Below are 15,641 nucleotides of genomic sequence, written 5' to 3' on the forward strand. Positions count from 1 at the left end.
TACTGGAACCCATTCTAATGAGCAAGTCTGATTCTCAACCGTTGGAAGAGATTACCCAGCTGCGGGCCGCCCTTGATGAGGCAAACTACCGCTATTACGTGCTGGATGATCCCACCCTTACCGATGCCGACTACGACCGTCAGCTGCAACGTTTACAGCAATTGGAAGCCAGCCATCCAGAACTGATCACCAGCGATTCACCCACCCAGCGCGTAGGCGCCGCCCCCGCCGATGGCTTTCCATCAGTGGCGCACGCAATCCCTATGCTGTCGTTGGATAATGCCTTTAGCCGCGACGATATCCATGCCTTTGCCGAGCGGGTGGCGGAACGCTTGGAGTGCAGTGCGGACGAGGTTGAATTTACCTGCGAGCCTAAGCTGGACGGTGCGGCGGTGTCGCTGGTTTTTGAGCAGGGCGTGCTGGTGAGCGGCGCCACCCGGGGCGATGGACGTACCGGTGAAGGTATCACCTCTAACCTGCGCACTTTGCGTTCGGTGCCGTTAAAGCTGATGGGCAAAAACGTACCCGAGCTGCTGGAAGTGCGTGGTGAAGTGATTATGCGCCATGCAGGGTTTGAGGCGTTGAACGAGCGCGCTCGGGAAGAGGGCAGCAAGGTATTTGCCAATCCGCGCAATGCGGCGGCAGGCAGCCTGCGTCAGCTCGACCCGCGTATTACCGCGAAACGTCCGCTGGAGTTTCACGCCTATCAGGCAGCGCGCTTGGAGCCTGATTTAGGCGATACCACCCACAGCGAACTAATGGCACGGTTATCCACGTTAGGATTTCGCGCCAGTGCAGAGCTGAAAGTCGTCAAAGGCCCGCAAGCTGTCGCCGACTACTGCGAGCAGTTGGGCGAAAAACGCGATGCGCTTGGCTTTGATATCGACGGCGTGGTGATCAAGGTGAATGACCTGCGCTACCAGCGTGAGCTGGGCTTTGTCGCCCGCGCGCCACGTTGGGCGGTGGCGTTTAAGTATCCTGCTCAGGAAGAGGTCACCACGCTTAACGATGTCGAGTTCCAGGTTGGCCGTACCGGGGCAATCACGCCGGTGGCGCGGCTTGAACCGGTCACCGTGGCAGGCGTGACGGTCTCCAATGCTACGCTGCATAACGCCGATGAAATCACCCGCCTGGACGTGATGATCGGTGATACGGTCTCTATTCGCCGAGCGGGCGACGTTATCCCTCAGGTAGTGAGAGTGCATGTTGAACAGCGGCCTGCGGATGCCAGGGCCATTGTTTTTCCTGAACACTGCCCGGTATGTGGGTCGGATATTGAGCGCGTTGATGGCGAAGCCGTGGCGCGCTGTTCCGGCGGCCTCTACTGCGCCGCCCAGCGCAAAGAGGCGTTGAAGCACTTCGCCAGCCGCAAGGCGCTGGATATCGACGGCCTGGGCGAGAAACTGATTGTGCAACTGGTCGACTTGGATTGGGTCAAAACCCCGGCGGACCTGTTTCATTTGACTGTTGAGCAGCTAAAAAGCCTGCCGCGCATGGGCGAGAAGTCGGCCAATAATTTGGTCAACTCACTTGAAAAAGCCAAATCGACCACCCTGGCGCGGTTTATTTACGCGCTAGGGATTCGTGAAGTAGGCGAAGCCACAGCGGCCAACCTTGCTAATCACTTTGGCACGCTTGAAACCGTCCAAACGGCGGAACTGGCAGCGCTGGAAGCAGTCAACGATGTCGGCCCGATTGTCGCCGCCCACGTGCACACTTTTTTCCGCCAGCCGCACAACCAGGAAACCATTGCCGCGCTGATTGATGCCGGTGTGACCTGGCAGGAAGCCGCCGTTACCCAAGGCCCAACGCCGCTGGAAGGCCAGACCTGGGTATTGACGGGCTCGCTTGAGAGTATGACCCGCGATGAGGGTAAGGCGCGCTTGCAGGCATTAGGGGCGAAGGTAGCGGGCAGCGTGTCGAAGAAGACTACCTGTCTCGTCGCTGGCGAAGCTGCAGGCAGTAAGCTAACCAAAGCCGAGCAGATGGGTGTAGAAGTGATCGATGAAGCGACCTTTATGGAACGTTTGGCAGAGTGGGAGCAGAGTTAATGAGCCGTTTTATTGAAGTGCCCGCAAGAATGCTGCCACCGGAAACCCTCAATGCGCTGCTTGAGGCGTTTGTGACCCGCCAGGGTTACGACACGACCGATACCACGGGCGAGGGCATGCATGGCTGGGTAGCAGAGCTCAAAAAGCAGCTTGAGCGTAACGAACTGATCATCGCCCATGACCTTGAGCTGGAGATGACCGAGGTCATGACCCTAGCTCGCTGGCGCTCGTTTGGCCGAGATATCGCCGATGACGAGGAAGAGGGTGATTTTTAGACGCATCTTCCGAAAAGCACTCCGGTATGTCGTTGCGAGGAGTGCAGCGACGCGGCAATCTTTGCTGGCAGTGGCAAGCAAATCCGAGATCGCCGCGCTGCGCTCGCGATGACATTTATCTGAAGCATTGAGTCCTGTCATTGCGAGGAGCGAAGCGACGCGGCAATCTTTGCTGGCAGTGGCAGGCAAATCCGAGATCGCCGCGCTTCACTCGCGATGACATTTAGCTGAAGCATTGAGTTCTGTCGTTGCGAGGAGCGCAGCGACGCGGCAATCTTTGCTGGCAGTGGCAGGCAAATCCGAGATCGCCGCGCTGCGCTCGCGATGACATTTAGCTGAAGCATCGAGTCCTGTCATTGCGAGGAGCGCAACGACGCGGCGAACTTTGCAGGCAGTGGCAGGCAAATCCGAGATCGCCGCGCTTCGCTCACGATGACATTTATCTGAAGCATCGAGTCCTGTCGTTGCGAGGAGTGTAGCGACGCGGCAATCTCAAGCTTGCCTATTGAGCGTTCTCGCCCCGAATAATCGCGCTGATAATGCGTCGCCCTGGGTGCAAGTGATCGACCAGGGGCGCTTCCAGCGGCATCGGTTCATCGCACATTCTTGAAGCAATCACCTCGGCGCATAGCGGCGCGCTGGCTAGCCCGCGTGAGCCATGAGCCGTCGATATCCACAGGCCTGGGTGGTGCTCGCCTGGCGTCTCTGGCACCCGAGTAGCATCTTTAGCTAGCCGCGCATAGTCGGCCTGCCACGCCTCTGCTACCGGCACAGGCCCTGCATAAGGGGTTTTGTCAGGGCTGGCCGCACGCACCGCCGCGCGACCTTGAAGGTGTTCAGGCGTTAATTCACTACCGGCTTTTTCCAGCTCGGCGACTAAGTTGGGCAATGTCTGACGCAGCTCATCAATATTGCGTTGATGATCGTCGGCGGTTACATCGGTGGTTGCATTATTGGGTACAAAGCTGGCGCCAAATGTCAGTACGCCATCCAGAGCAGGCGATACATAGCCACCGGCGCATATCACGCGGGTTGGGCCTGCTACCCCATCGGGTAGTTTTAGCTCGCTAATCTGACCGCGGACCGACTGCAGCGGCAGTTCGCTGGTTTGCGCAAAGCGGTTAGCCAAATGCGCACTGGCAATCACTACCTGATCGACATTAAGCGTGCTGGCATCGTCTAGATTGAGCTGCCACCCGGCGGTTGTGCGGGTAAGGGAGCTAACGTCACCCTGCTGGAAAGTCACTCCTGGCTGACTAAGTAAGTGCTCACATAGTGCCTTGGGCTGAACCCATCCCGCTTGTGGGTAAAACAGCCCATGGGGTGCGTCAATGGGCATGGCCGCTGCTTCGCTTAGCGCCGGGTTGTTTAGCGCAGTGACAACGTTGCTGGGCAGCGGGTGTTGTTCAATAAAACGCTGCTGGCGGCGTGCTTCTTTATCACTACTCGCCAACTGCACCACGCCGCAAGGCTGCCATAAAGGGGGTGTGGATAACGGCTGTGTGGATAGCTGTTGGGTAAGCCAACGCTGGCTGTACAGCAGCCCGGCAAGGTAAACACGGCTTTGGTTATTAGTCTCGGCAGCCAGCTTTACATACAGCGCACCCTGACGATTGCCTGAGCCGCCCGCGCCGGGGGCTTCGCGCTCAACAACCGTTACCTGAATGCCGCGCCGCGCTAACGCTGCCGCCATCGTGCTGCCCGCCAGCCCAGCACCGACTATCGCAACGTGCTTTACAGCCGCCACGGGCGGCGGGGTAAACCAGGGTGTTGCCTGGCGGCGCTGCTCCACAGGCGGCGTTTCGATACTGCCCGCGAGCATTTCCCGCTTGCGACCATAGCCTGGCACTTTCTTCCAGCTAAAGCCTGCGGCTTTTAATCCCCGTTTGACGATACCAGCGCAGGTAAAGGTGGCGAATGTCGCGCCGGGGCGTGAACGGGCGGCCATGGCGTTAAATAGCGCTGGCTGCCACATATCGGGGTTTTTAGAAGGCGCAAAACCGTCTAAAAACCAGGCGTCGACTTGGCCATCTAACTGCTCCAGGCGCTCTGTGGTATCGCCGAAATGCAGATCAAGCGTGACGCGCTCGGTTAAGTGCAGGCGGTGAATGCCGCTCACGGCAGCGGGCCACTGGGCGCATAGCACCTGTGCATAAGCCGCTAGCGAAGGCCAGGCACTAAGCGCCTGTTCCAGCGCCTCATGCTCAAGAGGAAACTTCTCTGTGGATAACAGGTGCAGCCGCGCATTGGGCGCTGCATGCTGCTCAAAACAAGCCCAGGCGCAGAGTATGTTCAGCCCGGTACCAAAGCCGGTTTCACCAATGACGAACGGTCTTGCTGCTTTCCACTCAGCAAAGCGCTGGGGAAGATGGTTGGCACCCAGAAAAACATGTTCGGTTTCAGCGCGCCCATCGCCACGGGTGAAATAGATGTCATCAAATGCGGTTGCGTGGGGTGCTCCCTCGTTCCAGGTAAGTAAAGGCGTGGTTAACGCCGCGAGGGCAGGCAAAGCATTGGGACGTTGGGTCACGCAGATATCCGTTTAATGAAGAATTGGTTAAAAAATGATCAATTTGTCGCCGTCGGCGCTGGCTCTGGCTTAGCGCAAAGCGTCCGCCGGGTTTGCACAGAGTTTTCCACAGGCTCTGTGAAAAAGCGGGCGGACCCTCCACACTCGCCTATTGGGGTCAAGGCAAAACTTTCTTGAACGGCTTAACAATTACCTTGGCATAGACCCCCGCAATCATGTATGGGTCGGCATCCGCCCATGCGGTAGCCTCTTCCAGGCTCTCAAACTCCGCCACGACCAAGCTGCCGGAAAAGCCAGCATCGCCGGGATTTTCAGCGTCGATGGCAGGATGAGGGCCCGCTAACACTATCCGGCCTTCGTCACGCAGCGCTTCCAAACGGGCGAGGTGATCAGGGCGAGCCGCTAAACGACGCTCTAAGCTATTGGGCACGTCTTCACTCATAATGGCGTACAGCATGTAGATATAACTCCTTGAAAAGAAGGGGATGAAAAGTGAGCGTTCATTGACCGCGCAGCCAGATACGCGCACCATATCTTACCCATTGCGAACGATTTATTCACAGCTGAAAAAGCGCATTCTGACAAACTGCTCACACGGCGTCATGCTTATGTCTCGACTTCCTTATACCTTTGATGCCGATCAGCGTTACCCGGTTGATTTGCACATGCACTCCACTGCTTCTGATGGCGCGCTATCGCCCACTGAGCTGGTAACACTGTGCGCCGAACGCGGGCTGACGCATATGTCGCTTACCGATCACGATACCATGGACGGCATTGAAGAAGCGGGCCGCGCTGCCGAGCAAGCAGGGCTATGTCTTATCCCCGGCTGTGAGTTATCCACACGCTGGCAAGGGGTCAATATTCATGTCGTGGCGCTGATGCCCGGTGGCTTGCAGGGGCCGATGGTGGAAGGCTTGATTCAGCAGCGTGAGGCGCGTATCCAGCGTGCGGAAGTCATTGCCGAACGACTGGAAAAAGTAGGTTTACCCGACGCCCTAGAGAAAGCGCGCCTTCACGCAGGCAGCGACCGCCCCCTGGGCCGCCCGGATTTTGCCCGTGCCTTGGTGGCTGAAGGAGTGGTGCCCGACTGGGCAAGCGCCTTTAAGCGTTACCTAGGCAGCGGCAAGAAGGGCGATGTCAAAGCCCACTGGCCGGAAATCAGCGAAGCCGTGAGCTGGATTGTGGAAGCAGGCGGCGTTGCCGTGATCGCCCATCCATTGCGCCATGGACTCACTCGACGCAAGCGTGGCCTGTTGATGGACACCTTCCAGGCGGCGGGCGGCCAAGCGGTTGAGCTGGTTAGCGGCCAGCAGAACCCGGATAGCACCCGTGACTTGGCGCGCCAACTGGTCGAGCGTGAGTTATACGCTTCCTTGGGCAGCGACTTTCACTTTCCCGGCAGCCATGCAGCACCCGGCAGTATGAGCTTGGTACCGCGCACGGCAGCGCCCCCGATATGGCAGCATCCGCGCTTGGTGCATCTACGTGATGCCGCCCCCGGTCTGTTAGCGATTGGCTAAGTTTTCGTTAGCTTAAGTTCTCGTCAGCTTAAGTTATCACCAGCTAAGGTCAGCTATGCTGTAGGAACCGCTAAGACAGTGAGCTATGAAAGGAGCAGTTTTATGAGCCAATATTTCCAGATTCACCCCGAAAACCCGCAAAAGCGGCTGATTGATCAGGCGATTGCGATCATTCGTAAAGGCGGCGTAGTGGCGTACCCCACCGATTCAGGTTATGCCTTGGGCTGCCATCTGGGTGAGAAGAAAGCCATTGAAAAGATTAAATGGCTGCGTTCACTGGACGATAAACACAACTTCACCCTGGTGTGTTCCGATTTATCTGAGATCGGCACCTACGCTAAGGTGGATAACGACGTTTTCCGGTTGTTGAAAGCGCATACGCCGGGGCCGTACACCTATATCCTGGATGCTACTTCAGAAGTGCCGCGGCTATTGTTGCACCCCAAACGCCGCTCCATTGGTGTACGCGTGCCTGATCACCGCATTACACATGCGTTGCTGGCAGCCTTGGGGGAGCCGTTGATGAGCGTGACGCTCATTCCGGTGGGCGATGATTTTCCCATGAACGACCCGGAAGAGATCCGCGAGCGTTTTGGCGCGCATCTGGATGCCATTATCGACGGTGGCGCCTGTCATCTAGACCCCACCAGCGTTATCGACCTGCGCGAACTGCCGCCTACCATCATTCGCGAAGGGCGCGGTGATATCACGCCTTTCGTTTAGATTGAGTCTAGTCAGACGAAGGTTCTTCTTTGGCTTTGCGCGGGTCTTCGCTATTTTCATCAAGCCAAGTACCGCAGCGCAGGCAGTAGCGGGCACGCTTCTCATGGCGGTCGTGCCCGCAGCCGGGGCAGGCTTCCTCGGAGTAACGATCCTCACGTATTGAGCGGATCACCTGAGCGGAGAATACCCCGGTGGGCACAGCAATAATCGAGTAGCCCAGCAGCATCAAGATCATGGTAATCGCTTTACCCAACGCGGTGGCGGGGACGATGTCGCCGTAGCCCACGGTGGTCATGCTAACGATGGCCCAGTACATCGACATTGGAATACTGGTGAAGCCCGCTTCCGGTGACTCAATGGTGTACATCAACGCCGCGAACAGCGTGACCACCATGAAAATGGCAGAAAAAAATAGCAGTATTTGACGCAGACTGCGTTTTAACGCGTCGAGTAGCAGGCTGGCTTCACCGACAAACTCCATCAGGCGCAAAATGCGGAAAATACGCAGCACTCGCAGCAAGCGAACAATCACCAGCCCATGAGCGCCAGGGACCAGTAGCACTAGCCAAGTGGGTAAAATAGCGATTAAGTCGACGATTCCATAAAAGCTTTTTAGATAGAGCAAGGGGCGCTCAAGGCAGTAAATGCGAACTAACAACTCTAAGCTGAACAGTATCGTTAATGCCCACTCGATGTAGAAGAAAATGGGCCCGTAGCGTTCGGCGTAAATCTCGATACTACCCAACAGGATGACCGCGACACTCAACAAAATAGCCCCGATCAAGGCAATATCAAAGGCTTTAGCGCCCGGTGTGTCGGATTCGAAAATAATATGAAACAGTTGAGCGCGTAGGCCTTCCGCACCGGGGGTTAAGTTTAAATTCATCGCATCATCCTGAAGTGGGCCTCAATTCGGTCCTTAAAAACAGTCCTGAAATAGCATTAAGCCGTTAGCGTAGCTCGGTTTGGTACGCCAAGCGATGGGCCAGTGCCAACGCAGCGTTACCGTAAGCCGTGCTGGGCTGACCATGGGCATCTAAGCTGCCGGGTAACGCCTGAGCGTACACGCGGGCGTTGTCATCCAGCGCGGGGTGGTCAGCGAGAGTGACTAACGCCTGTTGGGCATCGCTTAGAAAGCTTGCCTGCTGGCTGTCGTGGTAGGCATCCAGCGCCAGCGTTGCGCGGTGTAGCCACTCAGCCGGTGAGTGCGCCTTGGGAAGTGGCCAGTGCTGGTTGCTAAGTGCATTGCCCCGAGATGCTTTGCTGCTATCTGAAGGGCGCAGCGGTACCTGTTCTGAAAGTGTCAGTGCCAATGCCCACAGCGCTTCCGGGTCGCCGTCCTTTAATTCAAGTTCTACCTCGCGGATGGGCGTGCGGTAGCCACCGCTGATAATTTCGCCCTCATCCAGCACCAGCTCGATATGACTGCGCTGGCCTATTGCGCCTGGGTTTACTAAGCCATCGGTTAGCTGCCAGCTGCGCCGCGTAAAATCGGTGCTGAGTTGGGGGGCGAGGGCATGTAGCACGCTGCTAAGCTGGCCTTGAAAGGGGAGCAGTTCGGCAAGAGCTACCAGATCCAGTTCGTGGTCAGGAACTTGCCACTCCCACTCCTGTCGTTGAGATAATCCGCCGCCGCCCTGGCCTGCGGTTTTCACCGTTTGCAGCACTTTGCCATCTATTTTGCGCAGGCGTAGCGCAATATGCGCCTTCGCTAAATCGCCTTCCGGGGTGTCAAAATAGGTATTGGTCAACGTGTGCTGGTGTGAGGGTTTCGATACTAGAAACGGGTGGTTACACAGCGCGGCAGGTCCCTCTGGTGCAAGGGCAAGTTTCAGTTCTACTTCCATGGGGATTGGGTTTTTCATGACGCTCGCCACCTCGTTATCGTGACATTTAAATGAATATTTGATTACATTTATGAACTTTTCATGACGGCGGCGGGCGCACTCTTTATACTGGCGCCGCCATTTCCAGGCTTCCCGAAAACAGGCTAAAAGGCATTATGGTTACCTCCAATCCTTTTTCTTCGATGTTTGGCCGCTCGCCATTCCAGCCGTTATTGGCCCATATCGTCAAGGCAAATGAATGTGCCGATCTGCTGTTGCCGTTTTTTGAAGCAACGCTGGCTGATGACTGGGACAAAGCGGCTGAGCTGCGCGAAAACGTCACCCGCTTAGAGCATGACGCCGATACGCTGAAAACAGAGCTGCGGTTGAACCTGCCCAACACCATGTTTCTTCCGGTGTCGCGCTCCGATCTGCTCGACCTGATCAGCGTGCAGGACAAGATCGCCAACAAGGTGCGTGACATTACCGGCATTATGTTGGGGCGTAAAATGCGCGTGCCGGATGAATTGGCCGATGCAATGCGCGATTACATCCGTACCAGTGTTGCTTGTGTTGCCCAAGCCCGCCAGGCACTGGAAGAACTCAAGGATCTGCTTGAGTCCGGCTTTGGAAAAAACGTCTCCGACGTCATGCAGAACATGATCCGTGAACTGCACACCCTTGAGCACCAAGCCGATGACCAACAAGTGACGATCCGTCGCCAACTGTTCTCGCTTGAGAGCCAGCTACCGCCAGTGGACGTGATCTTTCTCTACAAAATCATTGAATGGGTTGGCGAACTATCCGATCGCGCTGAGCGTGTGGGTAGCCGTCTGCAGATACTGACCGCCCGCTAAGGGGATCTTCATGCTGATTATTGCCCAGTACGGTGAAATCTTCATTATCCTGGCCTGTTTGTTTGGCTTCTTTATGGCCTGGGGCGTTGGTGCGAATGATGTCGCCAATGCGATGGGAACCTCGGTGGGGTCGAAAGCGATCACCATCAAACAAGCGATCTTGATCGCTGTTGTTTTTGAATTTCTCGGCGCCTGGCTAGCCGGTGGCGAGGTTACCAATACGATTCGTAAAGGTATTATCGACCCCGAACTACTGCAAGACGATCCTCAGCTGTTGGTATACGGCATGCTGGCAGCACTGCTGGCGGCGGGTACGTGGTTGCTTGCAGCGTCTATGAAAGGTTGGCCGGTTTCCACGACGCACTCGATTGTCGGCGCGATTGTGGGCTTTGCTGTTGCAGGGTTAGGCCCCTCCACAGTGGACTGGGGCGCCGTAGGCACGATTGCTGCGAGCTGGGTGGTTTCTCCCTTATTGGCGGGCACCATTGGCTTTTTGCTGTTTAAATCAGTTCACCACCTGATTTTTGAAGATGCCAACCCGTTCACGGCTGCTAAACGCTACGTGCCGGGCTATGTGTTTCTGGTGGGCTTTATCGTTTCGATGGTCACGCTGACGAAAGGGTTGTCCCATGTGGGGCTGGACTTAACCTTTAATCAGAGCCTGCTGCTGTCAATTTTGCTGGGGTTGGTGATTATGGGTATCGGCTTGATTATGCAGCGGCGTATCAAGTTCGAGCACAACGCAAATGATCACTTCGGCTATGCCAACGTAGAGCGCGTGTTCGGCGTGTTGATGATCTTCACCGCCTGTGCCATGGCCTTTGCACATGGTTCAAACGATGTGGCGAATGCGGTTGGCCCGCTGGCAGCGGTGATCAGCGTAGTACAAACCGGCGGCGAAATTGGTGGTTCTGCGCTGGTGCCTTGGTGGGTACTGGTACTTGGCGGCGGCGGTATTGTCGTGGGTCTGGTCACCTACGGCCATAAAGTCATCGCGACCGTGGGTACCGGTATTACCGAGCTTACCCCCAGCCGTGGCTTTGCTGCCACGCTGGCGGCGGCCACCACGGTCGTACTGGCTTCTGGCACGGGCCTGCCGATTTCCACTACCCACACGCTGGTAGGGGCGATTCTTGGGGTGGGGCTTGCACGCGGTATGGCGGCGTTGAACCTGCGGGTTATCGGCACGATTGCCATGTCGTGGCTGATCACGCTACCCGCTGGCGCCGGTCTTGCGATTTTGTTCTTCTTTATGTTCAAAGGCATGTTCGGCTAACCACTAGTTGGCTAATAGCTAATAAGCAGTGCCTATAAAACGCAGTACGCCACGGCTCGAAAGACGTTAAGAAGTACCTGAGCGGGAACATCACAGCGGCATCTTCATGTTTATCTGCATTAGATTCAGCAGATTTGCATTAGAAGGTGCCGCTGTTTTTTGTGCTCTGGTAAAGTAACCCAGTTGGATGTGGTAAACGTCTGATGTTTCTTTCACCTGCTGCCGGAGAGCGGCCCTTGGATACGCGCTTCCCCTTTGTTGATTGGTTTCGTAACGCCTCCCCCTACATTAATGCTCACCGGGGGCGAACCTTTGTCATCTTAATTGAAGGCGAAGCGATGGCGTCTGGCCGCGGGGAGCAACTGATTCAAGATTTAGCCCTGTTGCACACCCTGGGCGTGCGCTTGGTCGTGGTGTTTGGTATTCGCCCCCAGGTGCATGAATCGCTCACCGCCGCGGGCGTTGAGCCCACCCGTATCGACGGCCGCTGGGTAGCGGATCGCGCCGTGATGGCCCATGTAGAGCAGGTCGCCGCCCGCCAGCGGCTGTGGCTGGAAGCGCGGCTGTCGCTGGGCCTGCCCAGCACCCCGCTGCACGGTGTAGAGCTCAGCGTGATCTCTGGCAACCTGGTGACCGCCAAGCCACTAGGCGTGCGTGAAGGCGTCGATTTCGACCACAGCGGTGAAGTGCGCCGGGTGCGTGCCAGCGCCATTGAAGGTCTGCTGGAAAAAGGTTCATTGGTGCTGCTGCCGCCGCTGGGCTTCTCCAGTACCGGCGAAGTGTTCGATTTGGACGCCTCCGAAGTCGCCCAGCACGCCGCCGTCGCGCTGAAAGCCGACAAGCTGATTCTGCTCGGTGAGTCGGAGGGGCTGGAAGATGAGCACGGCGCGCTACTGCGCCAACTCTCGCCAGCAGAAGCCGAGCCGCGTTTAACCAATGCCGTTCCTGGCAGTGAGTTAGCCCGCCATTTACAGGCCGCCTGCACCGCCGCACGGGAAGGCGTGGCGCGCACGCACCTGCTCTCCTGGCACAACCATGACGCCTTACTGGGTGAGCTGTTCACCCGTGATGGCGTGGGTACCATGATTACCCAGCACCGCTACGAACAGCTGCGCCCCGCAACGCTGAACGATGTGGCCGGCCTGCTGGAACTGCTGGAGCCGCTAGAGCGGCGGGGCATGCTGGTCGCCCGCTCCCGGGAGCGCCTGGAGCACGAAATCGATGATTACATGGTGATCGAGCGCGACGGTATGGTGATCGGCTGCGCCGCGCTGCATGTCTTCCCCGATACCAGTATTGCCGAACTCGCCTGCGTAGCCGTGCACGACAGCTACCGTGGCGGCGAGCGCGGCGAGCGCTTGGTGGAAGCCATGGAGCGCCGTGCCCGCCAGCGCGGCTTAAACGAAATGTTCGTGCTGACCACCCACACCGCCCACTGGTTTGTAGAGCGCGGCTTCCGCGCCGCCAGCCTGGAAGATCTCCCGCCACTAAAGCGCGAAACCTACAATCACGCGCGTAAATCGAAGGTGTTAGTTAAGCAGTTAGCGTAATGCGCTTATTCACAGCGCTGGATTAACGGGTTGGATCAACTAGCTTCACGCGGCATCAGCGAAAACATCGCCGGCTGTTGTCGCGCTTCTTGTTGAACAGCTTCATCGATCGGTGTGTCGTAGGTGTTGAGCAGGTAGCCCAGCACCGAATAGAAACCCACCATGGCGATCAGATCGATTACTGCCTTACGCCCGATCGCCTCGGCAAGTTCTGCTTCCTGCGCCTTGGCTAGCATGCGCTCATCGAATAACGCATCCACAGCGTTGACGATAAGGCCGTCGATGCCTTCGGGTGTACCGCGAATAGCCGTAATGCGGTGTTCGGAGAACCCCAGGGCGAGCGCCCGGCTCACATGATGGGCCCACTCGTAGGCGGAGCCCATACGCAGAGCCGCGCGTAATATCACCACTTCGGTCAGCGCTGGGCCTAACGCATTCTCCTTAACGACGTGTTGGCGCAAGGGCGCCCAGGCGCTAAGCAAAGCCGGGTGATGGGCCATGGTGCGATACACATTGAGCGCGCCAGCAAAGCCCTCGCGTAAGTCAGCGATCTCCTCAGGCCAGTTGGCGTCAGAAATGGGCGGGCAGGGGGACGGTGGCATGGGTGAACTCCAGTTAGATCGTTATTCAGATAGTTGTCGTGTTATTACTCTGCAATGGCGGCGTCGATGGCCCCGACGATACGCTCAATGATCAGATCTACTTCGTCAGGCGCAATGATATAAGGCGGTGCCAGCAGGATATGGTCGCCGTGAATGCCATCAATGGTGCCGCCCATCGGGTAGCTGATCAGGCCACGCGCCATCGCCTGCCGCTTGATCTTAGCGTGAAGCTTGCGAGCCGGGTCAAAAGGCGTTTTGCTTTCCCTATCCGCGACAACCTCGATACCGCGAAACAAGCCCCTGCCGCGAATATCGCCCACGTGGGGCGATGCATCGAGCGCCGCTTCAAGGCCGCTCTGCAATCTCATGCCCATTTTATTAACATTCGCCAGTGTCTCCGGCCGGGCAATGATCTCCACCACCTTGTTAGCGGCTGCGGCAGCCACAGGGTGGCCAAGATAGGTATGGCCATGCTGAAAAAGCCCAGACCCATTGGCGAAACTGGCGTAGAGGTTGGCCGATAGCATCACCGCGCCGATCGGCTGGTAGCCGCCACCCAAACCCTTGGCGATCGTGATGATGTCCGGGACGACTCCATCTTGCTCACAGGCGAAGACGGTGCCGGTTCTTCCCATGCCGCACATCACTTCGTCGAGAATCAGCAGTACGCCGTATTTATCGCAAATGGCACGCACGCGCTTGAAGTAATCCGCCTCGGAGGCGACCGCCCCTAAGGTGGCGCCAACGACGGGTTCGGCAACGAAGGCCATGACCTCGTCGGCGCCAAGTTCTAGAATCTTTGCCTCGAGCTCGTCGGCAAGCCGCGCCGCGTAGGCCTCGGGCGATTCATCGCTGCCCTTATCGCGATACGCATAACAAGGCGATACATGGTGGGTTTCTGGCAGGATGGGCTGAAACTGCTGGCGCCGCATGGCGTTGCCACCGGTGGCCAATGCGCCGATGGTATTGCCGTGGTAGCTCTGGCGTCTGGCGATGATATGCCGCCGCTGAGGCTGATTGATCTCGACAAAGTACTGCCGGGCCATTTTCAGCGCCGCTTCAACGGCTTCTGACCCACCCGACACCAGGTAGACGTAATCCAACCCGTCCGGGGCCAAATCCACCAACTTTTCGGCTAGCGCTTCGGCGGCATCGGTAGTGAAGAATGAAGTGTGGGCGTAACAGAGGCTATCGATCTGTGAGCGCATGGCAGCCAGCACTTCCGGGTGGGCATGACCGACGCTGGTGACCGCAGCGCCTCCTGAGCCATCCAGATAGCGGCGCCCCGTAGTATCCGTGATATAGACTCCCTGTGCTGATGCAGCATGAGGCAACTGCGCGCCGATACTGCGGTGAAGAATACGCGTCATAGTCTCTTTTCCTCATGATCAAAACGGTGAGCAGCTCACATGACAATGAGATTGACATACTCACAAAGATATTTGCAACAAATAAATCATTAAAATAACATATGAAACATATAGATCATTTGTTCGCAGAGCCAACCCTTATTTCTTCACAGAGCCAACGACTATGCAGCCGAGCGATTCGCTGAGAGAGCAGATGATTGCCCAGTACGATGCCATGTCTGCACAGCTGCAGCAGGCCGCGCGCTACGTTCTTGAGCATCCGCAGGACGTGGCGCTGGTGTCCATGCGCGAAGTGGCGCGCCATGCCGCTGTACAACCCGCCACCATGACACGGCTGGCTAAATTCTTGGGGTTGCCAGGCTACGACGAACTGCGGGCGCAGTATGCCGCGGCGTTACGCGAGGGGGGCGATGGCTTTGCGGCCAAGGTTCAAAAGCGGGTGGATGAAGGCAGTGAAAGGGGAGTAAGCGATATCGCCTCGCATATGCTTCAGGGGCTAAGTGTCCAGCTTGAAAAGCTGTGTGAGCCCGATTCGCTACGGCGGCTGGAAGCGGCGGCCGATAGGCTAAAGTCAGCGAGAAAGGTGTACGTGCTGGGTTTACGTTCCAGCCATGCCGTTGCCTGGCACTTCCATTACGTGATGACCCTGCTAGGCGAGCGTTCGGTGCACCTGGATGGGCCTGGAGGAACCGGCGGAGACGCGTTAATCCGCGCTACCTCTGAGGATGTCTTGCTCGTTATTTCCATCAAACCTTATGCAACCGGGGCGCTGGAACTGGCCCAGTTGGCAAAAGCGCAGGGGGTAGGCATTGTTTCCATTACTGATAGTGAAGTCTCGCCGCTGGTAGCGCTGTCAGAGCAGGCCGTTTTTTGCCCCACAGAAAGCGATAGCTTTTTCCATACGCTAACCCCGGCATTAGCCGTCTCCGAAGTGCTTTGCAGCTTATTGGCGGAGTTCGATCGGCCCAAAACGCTAGAGGCGTTGCAGCAAGCGGATGAACACCTCTTGCATCTCAATACCTATGCGACGGCTATCCCCATGCGGCGGTGAGAAGCTG

14 protein-coding genes are annotated in these 15,641 nt (G+C 57.2%); 8 read left to right on the forward strand and 6 right to left on the reverse strand.

The features are described from left to right. Positions 1 to 17: 17 nt before the first annotated feature. Both ligA and CXF87_RS19940 read left to right on the forward strand, forming a co-directional pair. Positions 18 to 2,051, forward strand: coding sequence for an NAD-dependent DNA ligase LigA (gene ligA, locus CXF87_RS19935; RefSeq protein ID WP_101147928.1), 2,034 nt, complete (start codon positions 18 to 20; stop codon positions 2,049 to 2,051). Beyond that, the gene (locus CXF87_RS19940; RefSeq protein WP_008957491.1) at positions 2,051 to 2,326 is read left to right on the forward strand and encodes a YheU family protein; all 276 of its coding nucleotides are present in this window, start codon (positions 2,051 to 2,053) and stop codon (positions 2,324 to 2,326) included. The genes ligA and CXF87_RS19940 overlap by 1 nt, the downstream gene beginning before the upstream one ends. A gap of 502 nt (positions 2,327 to 2,828) precedes the next feature. Here CXF87_RS19940 and mnmC read toward each other — a convergent pair. Then, complete coding sequence (gene mnmC, locus CXF87_RS19945) at positions 2,829 to 4,856, reverse strand: bifunctional tRNA (5-methylaminomethyl-2-thiouridine)(34)-methyltransferase MnmD/FAD-dependent 5-carboxymethylaminomethyl-2-thiouridine(34) oxidoreductase MnmC (protein WP_101147929.1); 2,028 nt, start codon at positions 4,854 to 4,856, stop codon at positions 2,829 to 2,831. Positions 4,857 to 5,013: 157 nt separating this feature from the next. Beyond that, positions 5,014 to 5,313, reverse strand: coding sequence for a YciI family protein (locus CXF87_RS19950; RefSeq protein ID WP_101147930.1), 300 nt, complete (start codon positions 5,311 to 5,313; stop codon positions 5,014 to 5,016). A 151-nt stretch (positions 5,314 to 5,464) separates the two neighbouring features. On the opposite strand from CXF87_RS19950, the gene CXF87_RS19955 reads away from it, so the two are divergent. Both CXF87_RS19955 and CXF87_RS19960 read left to right on the forward strand, forming a co-directional pair. Further along, entirely contained in the window at positions 5,465 to 6,379 is a 915-nt protein-coding gene (locus CXF87_RS19955; RefSeq protein WP_198556151.1) for a PHP domain-containing protein, read from the forward strand. Between the two features lie 102 nt (positions 6,380 to 6,481). Then, on the forward strand, positions 6,482 to 7,102 hold the full coding sequence (locus CXF87_RS19960; protein ID WP_008959039.1) for an L-threonylcarbamoyladenylate synthase: 621 nt from the start codon (positions 6,482 to 6,484) through the stop codon (positions 7,100 to 7,102). Positions 7,103 to 7,109: 7 nt separating this feature from the next. Here CXF87_RS19960 and CXF87_RS19965 read toward each other — a convergent pair whose 3' ends face one another. Then, a complete protein-coding gene (locus CXF87_RS19965) occupies positions 7,110 to 7,988 on the reverse strand; it encodes an ion transporter (protein WP_008959038.1) in 879 nt (292 codons plus the stop codon). A gap of 64 nt (positions 7,989 to 8,052) precedes the next feature. Further along, entirely contained in the window at positions 8,053 to 8,967 is a 915-nt protein-coding gene (locus CXF87_RS19970; protein WP_101147931.1) for a CYTH domain-containing protein, read from the reverse strand. Positions 8,968 to 9,104: 137 nt separating this feature from the next. On the opposite strand from CXF87_RS19970, the gene CXF87_RS19975 reads away from it, so the two are divergent. The 3 genes from CXF87_RS19975 (at position 9,105) to argA (ending at position 12,611) form a co-directional block, all read left to right on the forward strand. Next, positions 9,105 to 9,785, forward strand: a complete 681-nt coding sequence (locus tag CXF87_RS19975; protein ID WP_008959036.1) for a TIGR00153 family protein — start codon at positions 9,105 to 9,107, stop codon at positions 9,783 to 9,785. 10 nt (positions 9,786 to 9,795) lie between these two features. Then, positions 9,796 to 11,061, forward strand: coding sequence for an inorganic phosphate transporter (locus tag CXF87_RS19980; RefSeq protein ID WP_008959035.1), 1,266 nt, complete (start codon positions 9,796 to 9,798; stop codon positions 11,059 to 11,061). Positions 11,062 to 11,297: 236 nt separating this feature from the next. Next, the gene (gene argA, locus CXF87_RS19985) at positions 11,298 to 12,611 is read left to right on the forward strand and encodes an amino-acid N-acetyltransferase (protein ID WP_101148038.1); all 1,314 of its coding nucleotides are present in this window, start codon (positions 11,298 to 11,300) and stop codon (positions 12,609 to 12,611) included. Between the two features lie 35 nt (positions 12,612 to 12,646). Here the strand turns inward: argA and CXF87_RS19990 are convergent, their stop codons facing one another. Further along, on the reverse strand, positions 12,647 to 13,213 hold the full coding sequence (locus tag CXF87_RS19990) for a carboxymuconolactone decarboxylase family protein (RefSeq protein WP_101147932.1): 567 nt from the start codon (positions 13,211 to 13,213) through the stop codon (positions 12,647 to 12,649). Between the two features lie 44 nt (positions 13,214 to 13,257). Beyond that, the gene (locus tag CXF87_RS19995; RefSeq protein ID WP_101147933.1) at positions 13,258 to 14,583 is read right to left on the reverse strand and encodes an aspartate aminotransferase family protein; all 1,326 of its coding nucleotides are present in this window, start codon (positions 14,581 to 14,583) and stop codon (positions 13,258 to 13,260) included. A 163-nt stretch (positions 14,584 to 14,746) separates the two neighbouring features. On the opposite strand from CXF87_RS19995, the gene CXF87_RS20000 reads away from it, so the two are divergent. Continuing rightward, positions 14,747 to 15,634 (forward strand): MurR/RpiR family transcriptional regulator, encoded by an 888-nt coding sequence (locus CXF87_RS20000; protein ID WP_101147934.1) that lies wholly within the window; start codon positions 14,747 to 14,749, stop codon positions 15,632 to 15,634. The last annotated feature ends 7 nt before the right edge of the window (positions 15,635 to 15,641 follow it).

Origin of the sequence: Halomonas sp. MES3-P3E (genome assembly GCF_002836035.1) — a bacterium.
Lineage (GTDB): Bacteria > Pseudomonadota > Gammaproteobacteria > Pseudomonadales > Halomonadaceae > Vreelandella > Vreelandella arctica.

What these genes read in the sequence shown, in the direction of transcription:
- ligA (WP_101147928.1), top strand. Translation starts at nt 18, where the DNA reads ATGAGCAAGTCTGATTCTCAACCGTTGGAAGAGATTACCCAGCTGCGG.
- CXF87_RS19940 (WP_008957491.1), top strand. Translation starts at nt 2,051, where the DNA reads ATGAGCCGTTTTATTGAAGTGCCCGCAAGAATGCTGCCACCGGAAACC.
- CXF87_RS19950 (WP_101147930.1), bottom strand. Translation starts at nt 5,313, where the DNA reads ATGCTGTACGCCATTATGAGTGAAGACGTGCCCAATAGCTTAGAGCGT.
- CXF87_RS19955 (WP_198556151.1), top strand. Translation starts at nt 5,465, where the DNA reads ATGTCTCGACTTCCTTATACCTTTGATGCCGATCAGCGTTACCCGGTT.
- CXF87_RS19960 (WP_008959039.1), top strand. Translation starts at nt 6,482, where the DNA reads ATGAGCCAATATTTCCAGATTCACCCCGAAAACCCGCAAAAGCGGCTG.
- CXF87_RS19965 (WP_008959038.1), bottom strand. Translation starts at nt 7,988, where the DNA reads ATGAATTTAAACTTAACCCCCGGTGCGGAAGGCCTACGCGCTCAACTG.
- CXF87_RS19970 (WP_101147931.1), bottom strand. Translation starts at nt 8,967, where the DNA reads ATGAAAAACCCAATCCCCATGGAAGTAGAACTGAAACTTGCCCTTGCA.
- CXF87_RS19975 (WP_008959036.1), top strand. Translation starts at nt 9,105, where the DNA reads ATGGTTACCTCCAATCCTTTTTCTTCGATGTTTGGCCGCTCGCCATTC.
- CXF87_RS19980 (WP_008959035.1), top strand. Translation starts at nt 9,796, where the DNA reads ATGCTGATTATTGCCCAGTACGGTGAAATCTTCATTATCCTGGCCTGT.
- CXF87_RS19990 (WP_101147932.1), bottom strand. Translation starts at nt 13,213, where the DNA reads ATGCCACCGTCCCCCTGCCCGCCCATTTCTGACGCCAACTGGCCTGAG.
- CXF87_RS19995 (WP_101147933.1), bottom strand. Translation starts at nt 14,583, where the DNA reads ATGACGCGTATTCTTCACCGCAGTATCGGCGCGCAGTTGCCTCATGCT.
- CXF87_RS20000 (WP_101147934.1), top strand. Translation starts at nt 14,747, where the DNA reads ATGCAGCCGAGCGATTCGCTGAGAGAGCAGATGATTGCCCAGTACGAT.